General features: G+C 30.4%; 15 protein-coding genes and 1 other annotated feature (1 of these 16 cut by a window edge). Of the genes, 1 reads left to right on the top strand and 14 read right to left on the bottom strand.

The features are described from left to right. Window positions 1-136: 136 nt before the first annotated feature. The 12 genes from EDD60_RS10460 to EDD60_RS10405 all read right to left on the bottom strand — a co-directional run bounded on the left by EDD60_RS10460 (window position 137) and on the right by EDD60_RS10405 (window position 17,257). Complete coding sequence (locus EDD60_RS10460; protein WP_132226397.1) at window positions 137-3,586, bottom strand: SEL1-like repeat protein; 3,450 nt, start codon at window positions 3,584-3,586, stop codon at window positions 137-139. A gap of 19 nt (window positions 3,587-3,605) precedes the next feature. Further along, entirely contained in the window at window positions 3,606-5,261 is a 1,656-nt protein-coding gene (locus EDD60_RS10455; RefSeq protein ID WP_066447816.1) for a hypothetical protein, read from the bottom strand. Continuing rightward, a complete protein-coding gene (locus tag EDD60_RS10450) occupies window positions 5,254-6,177 on the bottom strand; it encodes a DHH family phosphoesterase (RefSeq protein WP_066447819.1) in 924 nt (307 codons plus the stop codon). The genes EDD60_RS10455 and EDD60_RS10450 overlap by 8 nt, the downstream gene beginning before the upstream one ends. Window positions 6,178-6,272: 95 nt before the next feature. Beyond that, complete coding sequence (locus tag EDD60_RS10445; protein WP_066447821.1) at window positions 6,273-8,453, bottom strand: Abi family protein; 2,181 nt, start codon at window positions 8,451-8,453, stop codon at window positions 6,273-6,275. Between the two features lie 69 nt (window positions 8,454-8,522). Then, a complete protein-coding gene (locus tag EDD60_RS10440) occupies window positions 8,523-9,719 on the bottom strand; it encodes an acetate/propionate family kinase (RefSeq protein WP_066447823.1) in 1,197 nt (398 codons plus the stop codon). A 136-nt stretch (window positions 9,720-9,855) separates the two neighbouring features. Beyond that, window positions 9,856-10,071, bottom strand: coding sequence for an alpha/beta-type small acid-soluble spore protein (locus EDD60_RS10435; protein ID WP_066447829.1), 216 nt, complete (start codon window positions 10,069-10,071; stop codon window positions 9,856-9,858). 58 nt (window positions 10,072-10,129) lie between these two features. Beyond that, the gene (gene thiI, locus EDD60_RS10430) at window positions 10,130-11,326 is read right to left on the bottom strand and encodes a tRNA uracil 4-sulfurtransferase ThiI (RefSeq protein WP_066447832.1); all 1,197 of its coding nucleotides are present in this window, start codon (window positions 11,324-11,326) and stop codon (window positions 10,130-10,132) included. 4 nt (window positions 11,327-11,330) lie between these two features. Further along, the gene (locus EDD60_RS10425) at window positions 11,331-12,470 is read right to left on the bottom strand and encodes a cysteine desulfurase family protein (protein ID WP_066447835.1); all 1,140 of its coding nucleotides are present in this window, start codon (window positions 12,468-12,470) and stop codon (window positions 11,331-11,333) included. 69 nt (window positions 12,471-12,539) lie between these two features. After that, entirely contained in the window at window positions 12,540-14,282 is a 1,743-nt protein-coding gene (locus EDD60_RS10420) for a septation ring formation regulator EzrA (protein ID WP_066447880.1), read from the bottom strand. A 333-nt stretch (window positions 14,283-14,615) separates the two neighbouring features. Further along, window positions 14,616-15,221, bottom strand: a complete 606-nt coding sequence (rpsD, locus tag EDD60_RS10415; RefSeq protein WP_066447838.1) for a 30S ribosomal protein S4 — start codon at window positions 15,219-15,221, stop codon at window positions 14,616-14,618. A gap of 223 nt (window positions 15,222-15,444) precedes the next feature. After that, on the bottom strand, window positions 15,445-16,593 hold the full coding sequence (locus EDD60_RS10410) for a DUF6560 family protein (protein WP_132226396.1): 1,149 nt from the start codon (window positions 16,591-16,593) through the stop codon (window positions 15,445-15,447). Between the two features lie 52 nt (window positions 16,594-16,645). Beyond that, window positions 16,646-17,257, bottom strand: coding sequence for a hypothetical protein (locus EDD60_RS10405; RefSeq protein ID WP_066447843.1), 612 nt, complete (start codon window positions 17,255-17,257; stop codon window positions 16,646-16,648). A 165-nt stretch (window positions 17,258-17,422) separates the two neighbouring features. Here EDD60_RS10405 and EDD60_RS10400 point away from each other — a divergent pair, with 165 nt between their 5' ends. Next, window positions 17,423-18,382, top strand: a complete 960-nt coding sequence (locus EDD60_RS10400) for a tyrosine-type recombinase/integrase (protein ID WP_066447845.1) — start codon at window positions 17,423-17,425, stop codon at window positions 18,380-18,382. A gap of 54 nt (window positions 18,383-18,436) precedes the next feature. Here the strand turns inward: EDD60_RS10400 and EDD60_RS10395 are convergent, their stop codons facing one another. Both EDD60_RS10395 and leuS read right to left on the bottom strand, forming a co-directional pair. After that, window positions 18,437-19,000, bottom strand: coding sequence for a GNAT family N-acetyltransferase (locus tag EDD60_RS10395; RefSeq protein ID WP_066447848.1), 564 nt, complete (start codon window positions 18,998-19,000; stop codon window positions 18,437-18,439). Between the two features lie 253 nt (window positions 19,001-19,253). Then, window positions 19,254-21,650, bottom strand: a complete 2,397-nt coding sequence (gene leuS / locus EDD60_RS10390; protein WP_066447851.1) for a leucine--tRNA ligase — start codon at window positions 21,648-21,650, stop codon at window positions 19,254-19,256. A gap of 35 nt (window positions 21,651-21,685) precedes the next feature. After that, window positions 21,686-21,710 (bottom strand) — a binding site (T-box leader) (it continues 179 nt past the right edge of the window).

Genomic DNA, 21,710 nt, shown 5'->3' with positions numbered 1-21,710 from the left:
AATTCATTGTGTAATTATATCATAATTACAAATAAATTCCTATATTTATCAAGAGATTTCCCACTTTGAATCCTATTTTTTTAAGAATATATTTTATCTAAGCAAAAACGATATCTCATTGATATCGTCTTTGCTTTTAATTCTTCTTTTTAAATATTGAGAAACCTTTTTTCTTTTGAGATTTGCCTTTAATTTCTTTTAATAAATCCTTAGCATCATTTAAACCAGCTTCCACAGCTTTTTCACACCAAGGTAAAGCTTTGTCTAAATCAATATCAGTTCCTTGTCCATAAGTATAAGCTCTCGCTAAATTTAAATAAGCATGTTCATCGCCACCTCTAGCAGCTCTTTCAAACAAACGAAATGCTTCATCAAAATCAAGCTCTACTCCATCGCCTTCTTTATAACAAACACCAAGATTATTCATCGCTCCATAATGTCCATGTTCCACTGCCATTTTATAATATTCAATGGCTTTTGGCATATCACGATATTTTTCTTCAGCTTCAAAATCATACAATACCGCTAAATTGTACATTGATGAAACATGTCCTTTACTAGCCCCAATCGTAAAATATTCAATGGCCTTAGGTGTATCTTTATCAACACCTACACCAGCTTTATACAGATTTGCTAAAGCATAGTAACCTCTAGAAAAACCTTGTTCCTTAGCTTCATTATAATATTCAAAAGCTTTCATATAGTCTTGTTTAACACCTAAGCCACTTTCATACAATTGTCCAAGTGAAATATAAGCATCAATATAATGACGATGATAAGCTTCTTGATAATAATTCATCGCGGCCTGATAATCAACTTCTGTTCCAATTCCATAGTGATAACAACGTCCAACATTGTAATAACCACGTGATGAATTATATTTTGATGCCTCAAGATAGAACTCAAACGCTTTTCTTTCATCCACAGCTGTTCCAATTCCATCCTCATAACAACATGCTAAATTACAGATTGCTGGAGGATATTTATAGCTAGCAGCTTCTTGATAATACTCAAAAGCTTTCTTCTCATCTACTTCACAAGCTTTTCCAAGTTCATAGAACAATCCTAAATTAGATAATGCACGTGGATAACGACTTTCAGCAGATACACTATACCAATGTCTCGCTTGATTCAAATCAACCTCTACGCCAATTCCCATTTCATAACAATATCCTAAATTACATTGCGCAACATCATCACCAAGTTCAGCTGCTTGACGATAATATTCAACTGCTTTTTCTTCATCTTTTTCAACCCCTGTACCTTCTTCATAATATAAACCTAAGTTACATAAGGCGCGTGGATAGTTAAACTGAGCTGCACGTTCATATAATTCTCTAGCTTTATCATAATTGGCTTCTTGATTATCAAAACCAATTTCATATAAATTTGCTAAGTTACATAAAGCGCGTAGATTATTACGTTCACTTGCTTGTTCATAATATTCCTTAGCTTTTTGTAAATCTCTTTCAACACCAATTCCAGCTTCATAACAATATCCCAAATTACATTGAGCAACGTCAAAGCCTAATTCTGCCGCATGGCGATAAACTTCAACAGCTTTTTCTTCATCCACTTCAGTTCCAATTCCCGCTTCATAACAATATCCTAAATTTGTCATTCCACGTAAATTTCCACCAGCACTTGAACGTTGATAATATTCAAAAGCTTTTTTAACATCTTTAGGACACCCTAAACCATTTTCATAATAATATCCAATTGTACACATTGCTGAAGGATCACCAACATCACTAGCACGATTGTAATAGTAGAAAGCTTTGCTCATGTCTTTTTCGACTCCAATACCTTCATCATAAAGATATCCTAAATTACATAAACCTCTTGGATAATCAAATTGAGCAGCTTTTTCATATTGTTCAATTGCTTTTTGATAATCCGGTTCCCCATCAATTCCTTGTTCATATAAGAAACCTAAATTACAAATCGCACGTAAATTGTTTTGAGCCGATGCTTTTTCATAATATTCCTTAGCCTTATGAAGATCTTTTTCTACGCCAATTCCTGCTTCATAACAATATCCTAAATTACATTGCGCAACATCATAATCTAAATCCGCTGCACGACGATAAATTTCAACAGCTTTTTGAGGATTTTCTTCAACTCCAATCCCCACTTCATAACAATATCCTAAATTAGTCATTCCTCTTAAACTTCCTGCATCACTAGAAAGTTGATAATATTCAAAAGCCTTTTGTAAATCTTTTGTACAACCAATTCCATTTTCATAATAATATCCAAGGGTACATAAAGCACTAGGGTCTTGATATTGAGCTGCCTTTTGACAATATTCAAAAGCCAGATTTTCATTCTTTTCAACCCCAATTCCATTTTCTAAATAATAAGAATACTTACACATTGCATAAACATAACCAATATCAGCACTACGTTTTAAATATTCCATAGCAAGTGGCATATTTTCATTTTCAATGAGTTTTCCATAAGCTAACATAGCACGAGGATATCCCATGTTAGCACTTCTTAAATAAAGTTCTTTGGCTTTTTCAACATCTTGTTCAACACCAATTCCCATTTCATAACAATAAGCTAAATAACAATGAGCAGGCGCATAGTTTTGATTTGAAGCCTGTTGATACCAATACACTGCCATTTCTTCGTTTTGTTCAACACCTTCTCCAGCTTCATAGAAATAACCTAATTGTAACTGAGCTACTTCTAATCCATCATTAGCAGCTTCTTGATACCATGAAGCTGCTTGAGATAAATCTTGAGGAACCCCAATTCCATATTCATAACAATAACCAACACTATATTTAGCTTGAATAAAACCAGCATCAGCCGCTTGTTTATAATGTGTCATGGCTTTGATACCATCTTTTTCCACACCTCTACCAAAACAATAACATTCTCCTAAATAGAATAATGCACGTGGTAAATTTTTAGCTGCTGCCTTTTCAAAATATTCAAACGCTAATTCATCATTTTGTTCACAGCCAATTCCTTCATAACAACAAAACGCAAAATTACATGAAGCAATTTCATCATCTAAATCCGCTGCTTGTCGATAGTAATAAACGGCTTTTTCTTTATCCATTGGTGTTCCTAAACCAACTTCATTCATATACCCTAAAGAACAAATCGATTTGGCATGATTATTTTTCGCTGCTTTTTCAAAAAGCTCATAAGCACGATATTCATCTTGCACACGTTCTTTACCATTCATATAACGAAGTGCCAATTGGAATAAATCTTCTTCTAAAACCGGTGTTTCATCATCATCTAATTTTGGTAAAACCGATAACAAACAAATATCAACACCTTCAATATGATGATCATTTTCCAAATAATAATGTTCTTCTTGTAAATAAGGCGAATTTGTCAGTTCAGGATAAGCAACAACATCATACTTCATCATTAAATCAAAGACGCGTCCTTCAACTTCTTCTTCAGGACAATATAATGTTTTCACTTTCATTAAAGCTTCTTCATCACGATCATTTTTTAAATAAACCCAAGCCATATCACCATAATTAATCGCAATAAAATCCACTTTCCATTGACCAAACAATGGTTCATACATTTTTAAACGTTCTAATAATTCATTCATTATTTCCCCTCCTTATTTTCTATCCGATTTTTAAAGTTGAAACTGTCTGACTTGCTGAATCATCATCAACAAATTCAATACTCACTTGATCTCCAACTTTTAGTAATGGTAACTCACTATTTAAAGAAATTGGTGCAATAAAGACTTTATCTTCACCTTCAATTTTAAAATAGTAATGTGAATTGCCATTCACGACAGCTTCTTGAATCGCTGTAATCTTAGCTTTTAAACTCTTAGTTTCAAAATCAACCTTCACTTTACCATTATCATTTAACAATTGATAATACTCTTTTTCAGCTTCTGCAACACTATTTCCAACGGCTACAATTTGATAATTTTCAACGCTAACAAACGCATAGCTTTTAACTAATCCTGCACTATCTTTTAGTGACAAGAAATAAGTTGGTTGCCCACCAGCATTAATCAAGATTGGGAAAGTTGCTGTATATTTTAAGTTTTGAACTTTTCCTTCTGCTGATGACATTGCAGAAAATTCTTCAGCTCCACTGATTGCATAATATTTAGCTTCTTTTGTACGCATGTTAATTAAAGCAAACCCAACATTAGAAGCATCACTTGATACTGATGTTAAACCAGTATACAAATAAACATCATCATTTAAAGCAATATAGTTATATCCATCTGTAGGTTTTAAAACCCCCTTTTGAGAAAAGATTGTATTGAAATATCCATTTGTATATTGACCCCAATTTTCTAATTGCGTTAACAATAAATCTGATGGATAAACACGATCAACCCAAGTTGGAACTTTATCAATGTTATAATATTGGCAACTACCATCAATCGCATTAACCAAAATAGCCCCCGTAATATCTTTACCACCAAATAATCCAATTTTATAAGTATATGTTGGAGCAATCCAATATGGATTCCCGGCATCATCTATTTCAAAAGATGGATTTTCAAACATCTTCGTTGGATAATGAACACGAATATGACGATTAATATTTCTAAAAAATAAATCAGAATGAGAATATTTCATTCCTTCTTTTAAACGAACAACTTCACTTTCCTGAGTAACCATATCAACACGAATATAAGCAGGTAACCCTTCACCATGATTAGTAAACCATTTAATAAAATCACTATAAGAAATCGTTGTAACACGATATGGTTTATCTTTATAGTTGATTTGACCATATTCATCATCAACTTCAAATTGAGAAACATAATCAACAATTTCTCCCATTTTACGATCACCTAAACGTTCTGCACTATCTTTATCAACAACTGGTATTGATTGATAATTAACTTTTGGGTTATCAGCATAAAAATCAGCTTTCTTATCAACATTTAATTGTTTTTGATAACTTGAAGCATGGAAAATTGGTGAACTGATTAATTGTCCAATAAAAACATAGGCAATAAATACAGCAGCCAATCCAACAAGGACTTTTCCAACCTTATCAAAAGAAGCTTGAAATAAACTTCTTAATCCCACAAAAATAATTAAACAAAAACTCAAAAAGAACACAAAATCTGGTGATCTTAAATTAAGTGGCAACATTGTAAAATATTCAGCAATCAAGAAAAATAAAATGACAATGATAGCTGCCTTCAATGTTCCTTTCTTTTGGGGCTGACGATTATTAAAAAAGTCACTCTGATGATTTTCCCCCATCTTTCCAAAAAATCTTTCAAATACTTTATCCATTCATTTTCTCCTTTAATTTCTCAATCAAATCTTTTAATTCATCTAATGATTCAAGCGTTGCCCCACTCGCATAGGCATGCCCACCACCTCGAAAAGCATTGGCCACCTCATTGATTGCTGTGTGACGGCTACGCATACTGACACGATAATTATGTTCCTTTGTATTTTCAGTAATGGCCATCCACACTTCAAATTCTTCATAATTTGCAAGCGTATTCACATAATTAGAGCCTTGTTCACGTGTAAGATGAAGTACATCTAAATCTTCTTGACCTAAATAATACCAAGCAATCTTACCATCTCTATGATAATGATTTAAAATAAACTTAGTGACTTCTAGATCATTCAAATCACGCATATATAAAGATTGATATAATTCTTCAATTTGAATACCACTTTCTAATAAATATGCAGCGGCTTCAAAAGTCTTAGCTGAAGTTGAACTATACATAAAACGATTACTATCACCAATGATTCCTAAATACAAAGCATTCGCTGCAATAAGTGGAATTTTAACTCGTCCTTCTTTTAAAAGTAATGTAACAATTTCACTACAAGATGAAGCACTCTCATCTTCGATATTTAAATCACCATACGAATCAACAACAATATGATGATCAATCTTTAAAACCTTATCACAAATTGTAATATCCCCATCAATTCGTTCACGATTAGCCGTATCTAAAACAATGCCTAAAGTTGAACCTTTTTGAATGTCTTCAACTTCAAAAGAAGCGTACATCTTCAATAAATCACTTTCCATATTTCCGGCTAAAACAATATTCTTTTGAGGAAACATTTCTTTCAATGTCCAATACAAACCTAACTGTGAACCTAATGCATCTAAATCCGGATTCACATGTCGATAAATAATTATTTGATCATATTCTTTTCTTACTTTAAATATCCTATCCATTTTTCATCACCTTATATAATATACTACCATAGAATGACCTTAATATGAACCATAAATAACAAACAAAAAATAATCTCCTCAACAAAAGAGATTATTTAATCAACCAAATGAATTTTAGATGACTTTTCATTTTCTAAAACATATCGCCAATTCTTAGGAAAAGAATAATCTTTTAATAAATCAACTAAACCACTTTCACGGCCTGCTTTTCTCAATAAAATGCCTACACTATCAATAAAATCTTCAGCATTAAAAACATTGGGAGAAAGACGAATCATAATCAAAGTATAATAAAATAATGAAGAATGCTTAAAATCATCATCATAACCATTACTATCTACATCTTTAGTCATAATTGGTCTTAATTCTTTTAATGAAGATAAACGATAGAGACTTTGATAATGCGCACAATGATTTCTTAAATTATTTAAGCTCATCATCCAATGCCAAAATGTTTGAGGCGTTAAACGTTCAAAATAACATCTTAAATATTCTGCTTTATCATAATAATTTAAGTTTTCAAAAACATTAATCATCCAACCAAATGTCATAATTCCTGCTGCTGTAGAAAAAGGCAAAGCATATTTATAACGTCGATATTCTTCAACTATCTGTAAATTATTATTTTTGATTTCATCATCAATTCGATTACGTAGTAATTTTACTTGATCATAATGTTCTTGTTTATCTTCAAAAAGATTTCCCATTAAATAGCCACGCTTATAAAAAGGTTGATAGGTTGAAGCCATTAAATATTTTTGATCATATTTATTAGATAAAAAATAAGTAAAGCTAGAACGAAAATACATTTCAATATCTTCTAATATACGTTGATATTCAAATCTTAAAGAACGATCTAGTTGAATAATTGTTTGTAAATTATCAATTGACATCGCTGGTGATTTTAATAAATAAGCATGCACTTTATCATAGCCAATTTGATAGACAAGTGATTTAAGCCAGGCGATTTCTTTTTGATCTTCTTTAGCTAATAATTGAACAATCTTTTGAATATTAACCGGATTATCTTCCACACTTTCTTTTAAAACATAGAACTTCCCAATTTTCATAACCTCATCCGTATTTTGAATAGGAATTGGTAAAGGTTCTTCAACTATTTCTTCTTTTTCTTCACTTTGAATAAAGTCTTCTACTTCTTTTTGGGCAACACTCAACAAACGACGTAAGATTTCTTTATTTTTAAGACCACTTTCACGAATATCTAAAATTAATTCCTCTAGTTTCTTAATCATTTCTTCACAATCTGTTAATTCATCTATTTGATTATAGAATTGATAAAATTGAATAACAAACGGATTTTCTAATAGTTCTTCAATAATTTGTGATTTTTTATAATAGAGATGATGTTGATGATAAAAAGCTTCAATCAATTGTAATTGCTGTTCATCAGGCATTGGTTGAGTTGGTAGTGAATCTATTGTTTCGTTATATTCTATAGGTTGTAGCTGAGTAAGATATTCTAAATATTGTTGTAGAGTTTGTAAAAAGCGATGAATGAGGGGATATTGTTCAAATTCATTTGATTCAATCGGAAGTTTATGGAGAACTTTCACCTTAAGTTCTTCTAATTGCGTTATTTTTGTTTCTTGAGGCAACTGACAATAATAAATATCATCTAATTTTTTTGTTGCCTTATGCATGATTTTCTCAATTTTTTTATTGATAAGATCTTGTTGTAGGAGTTGTTCTTCTTTGAAAAATGCTTGTGCAACAACGATAAGATAGTCTTTATTATGTTGAAAATATGCATCAATGATTTGATAAAGAACTTCACCTTTTTCATGACTTCTTTCAAGATAGTCATTTTTGTTTGCTTTCTTTTCAAAATAATATCTAGCCAGCAAATAATGAGTTATTGTTTCTAAGTCTTGTAAACCAGCTTGTGAGAGATTTTCAATGACTTGTTGTAGTGTTATGATATGTAAGTATTCTTTTTGATTTTGAATTGTTTCAATAAAAAAACGATAGTATTGTAATTCTTGTAAAAGAGCTGCTTCATTTTCAAAATCAGAATGTTCAATCACCCATTCAAATAAAGGTCTTTTCACATCCTCATCTAATTCCTTATAAACTCGACTCATCATATCCAAAAATGTTGGATAATCATCGTTTAATGAGGCTTTTATTCTTTCTAAGATCAATTCATTTTGTTCGTGATGATTCAGTGATTCAATAAGCATCTTTTTATGTTTTTTCTCATCATTAGCAAATTGAAAGACTTTTCGAAAATCTTGATTATCCCATTGTTTATTCAAGCTCATCACCTCCTTATGATTATTATATCACATATTTTATTGAACATAAGAAAAAGAACCCGTAGGTTCTTATAATCCTAATAATCTGACTGTATCTCTAGCAATCATGACTTCTTCATTTGTTGGAATAACCATGACTTTGATTTGTGAATATTGATGTGAAATCACTCTGTTTTCTGAACTTCTTACTGAATTTAATTCTTCATCCAAGAAAACACCAAATGCTTTAGAAACATTGTCAATGATTAAACGTCTTAAATAAGCTGCATTTTCACCAACTCCAGCAGTAAAGGCAATCGCATCACAACCACCAAGTTCAGCATAATATGAACCAATATATTTAGATACAATACGTGCATATAATAAACTTGTTAATAAAGCACGTTCATCTCCTTCTTTAAATAAAGCATTTTCAATATCACGAGAATCTGAAGAAATGCCAGAAATTCCTAACATCCCTGATTTTTTGTTATAGATTTCTAAGACTTCATCAGGTGTTTTATTTAATTTATTACATAAATAAGGCATAATTGATGGATCAACATCACCACAACGTGTTCCCATCATCACTCCTGCAAGTGGTGTAAATCCCATAGATGTATCAATACATTTTCCATCTAAGACAGCAGAAACACTAGCTCCATTTCCAAGGTGACAAACAATCACACGAGAACCTCTTGGTTTTCCTAACATTTCAATCACTTGTTCTGAAACATATTTATGACTTGTACCATGAGCTCCATATCTTCTGACTTTTAAATCAGTATAATATTCTAATGGTAATGGATATAAATATCTTTCTTTATCAAGTGTTTGATGGAAAGCTGTATCAAATGTGAAAACATGTCCGACTCCTGGTAAAGCTTTTTTAAAAGCACGATATCCAATTAAATGTGCTGGATTATGTAATGGAGCAAGTTCGCAAAGTTCCTCTACTTTACTAACAACATCTTCATCAACAACAGCACTATCACTAAAGTATTCACCACCATGAACAATACGATGTCCAACGGCATCAATTTCTGTTAATTCTTTTAAAACACCTTCATCAATCAATGCTTCTAAAAGCATATCTACAGCAACTTGATGATCTGGAATTGGACAAGTTTTTGTCTTTTTCTCTCCATTATATTTAATCGTAAAAATACCATCATCCATTCCAATTCTTTCAACAATCCCAGAAGTAATGACTTCTTCACTTGGCATATTGAATAATTGAAATTTTAATGATGAGCTTCCTGCGTTAACCGCCATAACTTTTGTCATAATTCATTCCTCCTACATACATATATTTATTTTACCTAAAATAAAGAGTAAATACAACAAAAATTTGAAAGCGATAACATTTTTTACATGAAAAAACCCTACTCATAAGGTTTTATGACTAGGGTTTTTATTGAGCTTAATGACTTTGAGATTGTCTACCTGCGATTTGGTTTTGTCCCATTTCAACTAATCTCTTAGTGATTTCACCACCAACAGATCCGTTAGCACGTGAAGTTGCATCAGGTCCAAGGTTAACACCAAATTCATTAGCGATTTCGTATTTCATTTGATCGATTGCATTTTGAGCACCAGGAACGACTAATTTGTTTCTATTTGAATTGTTTGAGTTCATAACTTTCACCTCCTGACACAATTAGTTTGTGTCAAGGTTACAAAATTATTCATTTTTTTTAAAATAAATTTTCAATATTTTTATAACTATCATCAATCACAATATCTTGCGTATTTTCAACACATTCTTGAACCATTGTTTCAAAATCCCAGTTAGCCTCAAAAGCTTGTGCTTTATAGCTTTTTGGTTTTGTTGCAGGTTGTTTTGGCGTGAAAATTGTACAACAATCTTCATGTGGACGAATAGAAATATCATATGTTCCAATTTTTGTTGCAATATCAATAATTTCTAATTTATCCATACAAGCCACAGGACGTAAAACTGGCATGTGAATCACTTCATTAATAGTTGCCATACTTTCTAATGTTTGTGAAGCAACTTGTCCAATACTTTCTCCATTAACAATCGCTAAGCAATTATTTTTTTGAGCAACCCCTTGAGCAATACGATACATCATTCTTCGCATAACAGTCATCGCATAGCTTTCTTCACAATGTTCATAAACAGCTAATTGTAAATCAGTAAACGGAACAATATGTACCACAATTTTACCATGTGTATATTGTCTCAAGACATCAACTAAATCTAAAACTTTTTCTCTTGCCAAATCACTTGTATATGGTGGTGAAGCATAATGAATACATTCAATATCGACTCCACGTTTTAAAGTTAAGTATCCAGCAACCGGAGAATCAATTCCTCCCGATAACATCAATAATGCTTTTCCACCAACACCAACAGGATAACCACCAGCACCCATAATCACATTATCCATAACATATGTATAATCTTTACGTAATTCAACTTTCACTAAAATTTCTGGATGATGGACATCAACCTTTAGAGTTTTGCTTGTATGATGGAAAATATATCCCGCAATGGCTGTATTGATATCATGTGAATGTAATGGATAGTCTTTATCATTACGTTTGGTATCAATTTTAAAAGTCTGTCCCGGATTATTTTCGACAACTTGCAGACATACTTCTTTTATTTTTTCTAAGTCACTTTCCACCTTATAACAAAATGAAAATGAATGAATCCCAAAGACTGTTTTCAATTTCTCAGCCACAGCCTTTGGATCTTCCCCATTTAAAATAATATACATACGATCAAAAGATAACTCATATTTCAATTGACTCATTGGTTTTAAGATTTCTTTTGTATTTTGACATAATTTACGAATAAACATTTTTCGATTTTTTCCTTTGGTTGTTAATTCACCAAAGCGTACTAAAATATGATTACATTCCATTTTTCTACCTCTGTTTCTTAATAGTTTTTAATATTGTTTGAAGATGATATAAAAATTCATCAATTTCTTCTTGAGTTGTTAAATGTGAGAAGCTTATACGAATCGCACTTTTAGCAATAGCATCATCCACACCCATTGCAGCTAAAGTTCTAGAAACATCATTTTTATGTGATGAACATGTACTTTTCGTTGATACATAACATTCCTTAGCTTCTAAAGCATGTAAGATAACTTCGGGTTTATAACCAATCGCTGAAAAGCTTAAAATATAAGGTGAGCAATTTTCAATTGGACTATTTATAACAATATCTTTTTCTCTCATTAACTCATTTCTTACATATTGATTTAAAGCATGAACACGTTGAAATTTTTGTGCTTGATCTTCTAAAGCCAAACGTAATGTTTTAGCAAACATAATATGAGTAGCAGTATTAGAAGTCCCACCACGTAAGTTGTTTTCTTGTTGACCACCACAAATCAATGGTACCAGCGTTGTGGATTCTTTTTTATATAAAACGCCACTTCCTTTAAGTCCATAAATTTTATGAGCTGAAAAGCTAGCCATATCAACCAAAGACAAATCAACCGGAATTTTTCCAAGTGCTTGAACCATATCAACATGTAATTTAATTTTAGGATTCATATTTAATATTAATTCTCTTATTTTATCAATCGGTTGAATACTTCCAATTTCATTATTCACATACATGATTGAAATTAAAATCGTATCATCACGAATTTTATTTTTTAATTCATCTAAATCGATATGTCCATTTTGATCAACTGAAATAAAATCCACATCAAAACCAAAAACATCTCTTAATTGTAAACAAGTATTATAGACACTTGAATGTTCGATTGCAGTAGTAATAATATGTTTCCCTCTATTTTGATATTGAAAAGCACAACCTTTAATTGCCGTATTATTAGATTCACTTGCACCACTTGTAAAAATAATTTCAGTTGGTTTAACATTTAACATTTGAGCAATTAAGCTTCTTGACTTTTCCATTAATGAACTGGTTTGTAATCCAAGTGAATATAAAGAGTCAGCATTAGCAAAATAATCATTTAATAATGATTGATACATTTGATTAACTTCTTTATTTAAAGGTGTTGTAGATACATAATCTAAATAAATCATAGGTTCCCTCCATATCTCATTATATGTATATATACCATTTTTTATGAAAAAATACCACTAAAAAAGTCCTTATTCGGACTTTTCAGTAGATTTTTTGATTAATGTTTCATATGAACCAGGTTGAATCTTTTCAATAATATCAACAGCTGTTGATAAAGCCTTTGTATATTCACCATTTCTAAATAAAACTTCAGCCTTTGTTAATTCTGTATTCACTTCTAAAAATGTTGAACGATAACGATTTCCAAAAACAATAGCTTCTTCCACCATTTCCGCAGTAACAATCAAATTATGAACATTATCATAAAGCTTATAAATGACATCTCTTGCGCCATCAACACGCTTAGACAATTCTGATAATTCAACTGGTCGATTCATCCGATATGCTTGAATTTGGGCCGCTTTATCATAAGAATCTTGAATATAATCTTTATATGATTCATTAATCATTGGTAAATGTTTGTTTTTTATTTCTGATTTAATTTCTAATAATACAATATTAATATTTTCTAATTCATCAATAGCACGTTGTTCTTGTAAATATAAATGATCCCTAAAAGCAAAGAAAGTATTTAAATCATCTTGATGAACACTTGCGCGATCTTTTAACAACTCAACCTTTGCAATCATTTGTGAATAGGCAAAATCACCCTTATTCATTTCTTCTTCTAAATCATAAGACTCTCTTAATATTTTATCAAACTCTTGGAATCTTTCATCAATTTCAATATGTTCCTCATTAATAACATATAAACTATTAATACGATTAGAATCAATCAAAGCTTGCTTATATTGATCATAGATTTCTGTAATCAAACTATAACATGCATCCCATTTTTCCTTAAATTCATGATAAGCTTGTTGTTCAACTTCTAAATCATGAATCAAACGATCAATTGCATCTGCTTCACCTTGTAAAATAGTTCCCATATCATCTAATTCAAGATGTTTAATATGAACAACACATTCTTCTAATGTTTTTTTAATTGAATCATAACGAGAATCAACCTCTAACTGATTTAAAGAAAAACTCTCTTTTGACATTTCTTCAATCAATGTATCAATATGATTAATCTTTTTAGGAATATATTGTCTGACAACTGCAATATAGCTTGGCAAATCTTCTAATCGTTGATTCAACCAATCAACTCTTTCTTCAATTTCACCAGTAAAGTTTTTTGCATCTTCAAATCTTTGATTATTCATCATTCCTTCTAATTGAACAAATGAATCATCAACTTCATTAAATATATCTAAAAGACTTGGAACAAATTCTTCAACTTTAAAACGAATGGATTCAAATTGATCAATTGTTTGACGATATTTTTCTTTTACTCGAATAATTTCAATTCTTTGAATATTTTCAATTTCAGTAATTTTTTCTATTTTCGTAAGTAATGCTTGTGAATCATTTTCATAAACATCAAGCATTTCATTTAATTCTTTCATTTTTTTCGATACTTTTCTTAATTTCCCATAGAACAACTGTTCATCAACTTCATTGACTAAAACTGCCAATTCATTCTTTTGAAAATCACTAATTTTTTCAAATTCAGCGGCATATTCTTCATATTGTTCAACAATATCAGGCATATTTTTAGAAATACTTTGAACTCTGCCTAAGCGATATTGTAATGGCAATGATTTGATTGCATTCATACGATTTTCAATATCAACAATTAATTTTCTATATTTTCTAAGTCTCATTCCACGATAAAAAAGGAATAAAATAATCAAAACAACCAATCCTACCCCCGCAAAGATGAGATTACGTGTTCCTATTTTTTCAATAAACTCCATGATTCCATCCATATATCCAAAATCCTTTCTTTTACACTCCTTTATTGTATCATAAATATCGTAAGATTTCATCATCTTTTCAACAACTCATCCCAAGAAAAAATTGAATCATGTTTTTTTAACAAAAAAAGAAAACGCTCAAGAATATTGATTTAAGCGTTTGTATTTATTGATATTAATTCATGACATCATTAGCTGTAGTTTTGTGATTTTGATATGACTCTTATAGTTCTTGACATCATGGCTTCATATTTATAAGTCTCTTTAAAATTATTAACATTACAATCATATATGTATACTAACCATCTTAGTAAAAAAAAGGACACCAAAGTGTCCATTTCATGATTATCCTAAACGGTTGTAGTATTCTACGATTAATGCTTCGTTGATTTCTTGGTTTAATTCAGATCTTTCTGGTAATCTGATATATTTACCTTCCATCTTTTCAGCATCTACTTCTACAAATCCAGGTACATGAGTTTGAGAAGCTAAAGCAGTTTTAATAATTTCTAATGATTTAGAAGATTCTTTAACTGAAACAACATCTCCAACTTTAACTTGACAAGAAGCGATATCAGTTTTAACACCATTTAATAAAATATGTCCATGGTTAACTAATTGTCTAGCTTGTCTTCTTGTAGTAGCGAAACCTAATCTGTAAACAACATTGTCTAATCTTGATTCAAGTAAACAGAAGAAGTTATAACCAGTGATTCCTTCCATTTTGCTTGCTCTTTTGAATGTGTTATGGAATTGTTTTTCATTAACTCCATACATATGTCTTACTTTTTGTTTTTCAGCTAATTGTAATCCATATTCAGTTGGTTTCTTTCTTTTTTGACCATGTTGCCCAGGAGCATAAGGTCTTTTTGATAATTCTTTACCAGTTTCTAATGTAGAAAATCCTAAACGTCTTGATTTTTTCCATTGTGGTCCAGTATAACGTGCCATTATTTTTTCCTCCTATTGTTTTATTTGGCATAAAACAATAACATTCATAGATCCGTCAGGTTGTGTTTGTACTAAGTATTTCTCTATTAGCAGCCAGATACTTTACATCCGTTCGTTACAAACGCATTGGCTAACACTCTATGTGCTGCTATCATTTATTGCACTAGCTATTTATACCATATTTTCTAGTTACTGTCAATATTTTTCTTTTCATCAAATTATTTTACAAATGAACATTCCAATAACAAATCTCAAAGATACTTTTTCTTTGACACAAGATAACATGATGTGTTTGCTTAGCTTTTTCATAGATATTTTTTGAACATTCTAATTTTACATGTTTTTGTTGTGAGGTATCAATATATAAATAATAGCTTGAGCCTCCTTTTGTCGTATGAATCTCTTTAAAATCAACAACTTGAACTTGTTCATGTACAATATCTTTACAAAATAACCAATTCCAACTATAACTTGATACAAAACTATAAACCATTAAAGCCATAACCACACCTAATAAACGAGTTAATTTCTTTGAACGCTGATAAACAATAAGAAATGGAGTAAATAAAACAATTGTCATCATCACAATCATATAAAAAAAGCGAGTCATATTTTGAATATTTGCCATATATGATAACTTTAAAAGGACAATAATATCTATTCCTACAATGATATAAGGAAAACCTAAATGCGATGATTTGGATGAAGTATCAAAAAACATTGTTGGATAAAAATAGATATAAAGTCCATACCATATAAGTGGTATGATAAGATAAATAATAAGCTTTATTGAATGATTAAAGAAAAACAATGAGACAAGCATAAGGACAGCGCATATTATTTTTAATATGTCCAGTCTTTTTTTCATTTGTTGTTCCAAGGAAGTCCAACGACTTTGCATAGAAGTATTAGTTTTTTTAGTTTGAAATGCATGTGAATATTTCTTTTGAATTGGAATATTATGTTTCATGAAATGCGAAATCAAACCTTCACTTCCAATCATATTATCTTCAAATGAAGCCAATTTTTGATGGTTTGAACGATAAAGACGATATTGAATGTGATGGTTTTTTATTATCATTAAACAATAACTGATATCGGTATAATCAAAGGATTTCTTAACACCATAAAACGAACGTGAATAACATTCTTCTTGCGTTATGACAACACATCTTAATAAAGCATCTAAAATAAGCCCAATTCCTAAAAAAGTAAAACTACCAAAAATAACCCCACACAAAACAATCTGTACAAGATCATGACTTGTAATTCCATCTATCATTGAAAAAATCAAACAGAATCCAAAAAATAATGTATCAATAATCCCAACAATAAGTGGAATTTTATTTTCTTTTATAACAATTTTTTTCATAAAATCACCTGCATTCATTATAACTGAAGCAAAGAAAAAAAGACATGTATTTCTACATATCTTCATAAGCAATTGCAAATTCTTCATGACTACATATTTTAAATATAACCTCTCCATCTTTATAAAAACATAAATCTTCAAACTCATCACCAAAAACTTGATAGGTTGAAAATAATTTTTTCATCTTTGAAGTCACAATGTCTAATGCTTCAATCGAAAATGTCAACATTTCAAAAACCGGTCCAATCGTTACTGGAGTTATTCTTGTCAATTTTCTTTCTATGAAATAATCTTTAGGAAAGGATAAACTTTTTTGAGTTTGATGCTCAAATTCACAATACTGACAATTATCATAAATATCCATTTCTTGATTTAATAGGTCATCAAAATAATCAGCTGCTTCATTTTCATCGACAAAATGAAATAATTGATTTAATTCATCACGATATCCATCTTGATTATTTTGATAATCTAAAAGACGCTTTTCATGAGCTTGAATAATATATGTTTTCAATTCTAATTGCATTTGTTCATATTCTTCTAAACTCATATATTCTTCATAATACCTTACAATTGAAAATCGATCACTTCTTTTTTGATATTCTTTTAATAAATCAGCAAGCTCCTGCTTCTTTAAATTTGTTTCAATATATCTTTCTTTCATCATTATCACCAAAATAATTTTAACATAAAAGAAAAAGTCATTGTATAATTCGATGACTTTTTGATAATTTAACATATTTAGTTTTGTTCATTTCTATATAAAACATCATTATTTTATGTCGAATTTTGTATATTAGTTACAATATGAGATAGGAGGTAAGAAAAAATGAAATTTTTAAAGAAAGAGAAGTATTTTAAAGAAGTATCAAATGAGTGGTTGTTGTTAAAGAAATTATCAATCAAATATTCAACGTATACAAAATATGAAAATATTATCAATACACATTTGAATATATCTTTTGATAATTTATTAATGAGTGAAATTCATGAAGATTTTGTGATGACATATTTTCATGAATTGATTGAAAAGAATATTTATTCTATTAGTACATTAAAAAGTATTAGATATGTATTAAAATCTATTTTAGAATATTCTCAAATGAAATATCATACGATGAATATTAATTTTAATTTTATTAAATTAGGTAAATCTAATAATGGTTATAAACCACTAACAATTGAGCAGAAAGTATCTTTAGAATCACATTGCTTTCAACGTTATGAAGGCATATCATTAGTTGTTTTATTATCATTATATGGTGGTTTTCGTTTAGGAGAAGTTGCAGGGTTAAAGTGGGAGGACATTGATTTTCACACTGGATTAATTAGTGTAAATAGAACAATTGAAAGATTAAAAGTTACTCAGGAGAGTGAAACGAAAACACAATTAATGATTTTAGAACCCAAAACAATAACTTCAAAAAGAATTGTTCCTATTCCAAAATTCATCTTAGATTATATCAGAAAATATTATGAATTACTTGATGTTAAAGATATAACTCACTATATTTATACCAATTCACATAAAATATCTGACCCGCGTAATATTCAATATCATTTTCAAAAGATATGTCAATTATATGGTTTCCAAATTAATTTCCATACTTTAAGACATACATATGCAACAAACTGTATTATGAATGATATTGATGTTAAATCATTATCTGAAATGCTCGGACATTCTAGTGTATCAATTACATTAGAGCTTTATGTTCATTCAACTTTAGAATTTAAAATCAATCAGGTGAACAAATTACAAAAACCTTCTTTTATCACAGATCTATAGATTAGATCATAAAAAGCGATCGGAAACTATTTTAAATAGTTCCAATTGCTTTTTTTATTGTTTCTTTTGAAAATATTCACTAGCAAGTATCCCATAAACACAAGCATCGACAATCCCTTGATTACTATGCATAGCTTGGCGTAATGTACCTTCATAAGTTAAACCACATTTTTTCATAACTTTACCAGAATTAGGATTATTAGGTTCATGTTGAGTTTCAATGCGATTCACTTTCACTTCTTCAAATAAATATTGAATCACTGCCGCAAATGCTTCACTTGTAATTCCTTGATGCCACCACTGACTTCCAATACAATAGCCTATATGAACCATGTTGGTTTGTTCATTGATATCAACAACACTTATACTTCCAATAGGTTCATTAATTTCATCAAGAACAATAGCCCATTGATAAAATGATAAATCTTGATATGATTCAATCCAATCATTTAAAACTTTCTTTGTAACATCAACAGATTGATGAACTGGCCATGTTAAAAATTTTATAACCTTTTCATCACTTGTCCAATTTCGATATGCCATAACTGCATCATTTTCATTAAACTTTCTTAATGTTAATCGTTGAGTTTTGATTTCTTTTGTCCCTAAATGATTCATAATATTCCTCCTCCAAATATTTAGTTAATTATAACAAAAAACTTTCATATTAATCAACCATGCATTTATCCTCATCACAACAAATAATTTTTCCTATTAGATAATAAATAAGAGGAATCACAATGATTCCTCCCTTACTCTTTACCAAAAATATATTTATAACAATTGTATAACGAAAGTTTCCTTTCATCCTATTACAATTATTGAGTATCTTCAAACAGAAGTCATACTTCAATACATAAGTTAACAAATATTATTTAACAACAATATTGACAATCTTATTTTTAACAACAATCACTTTAACAATATTCTTACCATCAGTATGTGTTTTCACATTGTCTTGAGATAAAGCTGTTTGTTTAACAACTTCATCATCTTCATCCTTGTTAACAGTAATCTTAGCACGAACTTTTCCGTTCACTTGAACAGCCATTTCAACTGTTGCTTGTTCCAACATAGCTTCATCATATGTAGGCCATGTTTCATAAGCAATTGTTGTATCATGTCCTAATAATTGCCACATTTCCTCACAAACATGAGGAGCAATACAGCTTAACATTTTAACTAAGTTTTCGGCATATGGACGATAGACACTCTTAGCTTTATAAGCTTCATTCACAAAAATCATCATTTGTGAAATTGCTGTATTAAATCCTAAAGTTTCATAATCATGAGTGACTTTCTTAACCGTTTGATGATAGATAAAATCTAATGAATGATCATTTTCATCACTTAATTTATCAGATTCAATAACCAAACGATAAACACGATCCAACCATTTTCTAGCACCATCAACACCACTTTCACTCCATGGTTTGCTTGCTTCTAATGGTCCCATAAACATTTCATAAACACGTAATGTATCTGCTCCATAAGCATTAACAATATCATCTGGATTAATAACGTTTCCTTTAGATTTACTCATCTTTTCACCATTACCACCTAAAATCATACCTTGGTGATATAACTTTTGAAAAGGTTCTGGATGAGATAAATATCCTTTGTCAAACAAATAACGATTCCACATACGTGAATACAATAAATGTCCAACCGCATGTTCAGGTCCACCAACATATAAATCCACTGGTAACCAATGATCCAATAATTTTCGATCAGCAATCGTTTTATCATTATGTGGATCAATATATCGCATATAGTACCAGCTACTTCCAGCACTTCCTGGCATTGTACTTGTTTCACGTTTTCCTTTTTTACCATCAATTTCAACATTTACCCAATCAGTTGCTTTATCAAGTGGTGAAGCCCCAGTCTTAGATGGTGAATAATCTTCTAATGGTGGTAAAATTAATGGCAATTGATCATCTGATAATGCTACTGAGCTACCATCATCAAAATTAATCACAGGAATTGGTTCTCCCCAATATCTTTGTCTTGCAAAAATCCATTCTCTTAAACGATAATTAATTTTTTGTTGACCACAATGATGTTCTTCTAACCATTTTGTCATTGCTGCAATTGCATCTTCTTTATTCATACCATTTAAGAAGTCTGAATTAATATGTACTCCATCTTGTGTCCATGCTTCTTTTGTCACATCGCCACCTTCTAAGACAGGAATAATATCAATTCCAAATTTCTTAGCAAACGCCCAGTCACGATCATCATGTGCTGGAACAGCCATAATTGCCCCAGTTCCATAACCAGCTAAAACATAATCAGAAATCCAAATTGGAATTTCTTTACCATTGACTGGATTGATTGCATAAGCCCCAGTGAAAACACCTGTTTTTTCTTTATTTAATTCTGTACGTTCTAATTCTGATTTTGTCGCACAAACTTTCACATAGTCATCAATCGCTTGTTTTTGTGCTTCAGTTGTAATTTTTGCTACTAAATCATGTTCTGGAGCTAAAACACAATAAGTTGCTCCAAATAAAGTATCACAACGTGTTGTAAAAACAGTAAATTTTTCATCATGTCCAGCAACTTTAAAATCAACATGAGCACCAATTGATTTTCCAATCCAGTTTCTTTGAATTTCTTTGGTTGATTCTGGCCAATCAATATCTTCTAACCCAGCCAACAATTTTTCTGCATAAGCAGGAATATCAATAACCCATTGTTTCATATTCTTTCTCACAACAGGATATCCTCCACGTTCACTCTTACCATCAATGATTTCATCATTGGCAAGAACTGTTCCTAATTCCTCACACCAGTTAACTGGAATATCAACATTTCTAGCTAAACCATCTTCATAAAGTTGTTTAAAAATCCATTGTGTCCATTTGTAATAATCAGGATCACACGTTGAAATACATTTATCCCAATCAAAAGAAAAACCTAACATCTTTAATTGTTTTGTAAATGTTTCAATATTTTCTAAAGTAAATCCTTCTGGATGATTCCCAGTTTTAATAGCATATTGTTCAGCAGGTAATCCAAAAGCATCAAATCCCATTGGATGCAATACATTATATCCTTGCATTCTTTTCATTCTTGACATAATATCAGTTGCAGTATAACCTTCTGGATGTCCAACATGTAACCCTTGTCCTGATGGATATGGGAACATATCTAAAGCATAGTATTTTGGCTTAGAGAAATCCCAAACATCAGTATAAAATGTTTGATTTTCATCCCAATATTTTTGCCACTTCTTTTCTATTTGTTTGTGATCAAACGGCATCTTTCATTCCTCCTTAAAATAAAAAAAGTCCTCCATCTAAGGACGACTTTATCGCGTTAC

The sequence above is a fragment of the Longibaculum muris genome (assembly GCF_004343035.1).
GTDB lineage: Bacteria > Bacillota_I > Bacilli_A > Erysipelotrichales > Coprobacillaceae > Longibaculum > Longibaculum muris.
This window is presented reverse-complemented; position numbering and strand designations above follow the sequence as displayed.

What these genes read in the sequence shown, in the direction of transcription:
- EDD60_RS10400 (WP_066447845.1), top strand. Translation starts at nt 17,423, where the DNA reads ATGAAATTTTTAAAGAAAGAGAAGTATTTTAAAGAAGTATCAAATGAG.
- thiI (WP_066447832.1), bottom strand. Translation starts at nt 11,326, where the DNA reads ATGGAATGTAATCATATTTTAGTACGCTTTGGTGAATTAACAACCAAA.
- EDD60_RS10455 (WP_066447816.1), bottom strand. Translation starts at nt 5,261, where the DNA reads ATGGATAAAGTATTTGAAAGATTTTTTGGAAAGATGGGGGAAAATCAT.
- EDD60_RS10450 (WP_066447819.1), bottom strand. Translation starts at nt 6,177, where the DNA reads ATGGATAGGATATTTAAAGTAAGAAAAGAATATGATCAAATAATTATT.
- leuS (WP_066447851.1), bottom strand. Translation starts at nt 21,650, where the DNA reads ATGCCGTTTGATCACAAACAAATAGAAAAGAAGTGGCAAAAATATTGG.
- rpsD (WP_066447838.1), bottom strand. Translation starts at nt 15,221, where the DNA reads ATGGCACGTTATACTGGACCACAATGGAAAAAATCAAGACGTTTAGGA.
- EDD60_RS10440 (WP_066447823.1), bottom strand. Translation starts at nt 9,719, where the DNA reads ATGACAAAAGTTATGGCGGTTAACGCAGGAAGCTCATCATTAAAATTT.
- EDD60_RS10435 (WP_066447829.1), bottom strand. Translation starts at nt 10,071, where the DNA reads ATGAACTCAAACAATTCAAATAGAAACAAATTAGTCGTTCCTGGTGCT.
- EDD60_RS10395 (WP_066447848.1), bottom strand. Translation starts at nt 19,000, where the DNA reads ATGAATCATTTAGGGACAAAAGAAATCAAAACTCAACGATTAACATTA.
- EDD60_RS10420 (WP_066447880.1), bottom strand. Translation starts at nt 14,282, where the DNA reads ATGGATGGAATCATGGAGTTTATTGAAAAAATAGGAACACGTAATCTC.
- EDD60_RS10460 (WP_132226397.1), bottom strand. Translation starts at nt 3,586, where the DNA reads ATGAATGAATTATTAGAACGTTTAAAAATGTATGAACCATTGTTTGGT.
- EDD60_RS10410 (WP_132226396.1), bottom strand. Translation starts at nt 16,593, where the DNA reads ATGAAAAAAATTGTTATAAAAGAAAATAAAATTCCACTTATTGTTGGG.
- EDD60_RS10425 (WP_066447835.1), bottom strand. Translation starts at nt 12,470, where the DNA reads ATGATTTATTTAGATTATGTATCTACAACACCTTTAAATAAAGAAGTT.
- EDD60_RS10405 (WP_066447843.1), bottom strand. Translation starts at nt 17,257, where the DNA reads ATGAAAGAAAGATATATTGAAACAAATTTAAAGAAGCAGGAGCTTGCT.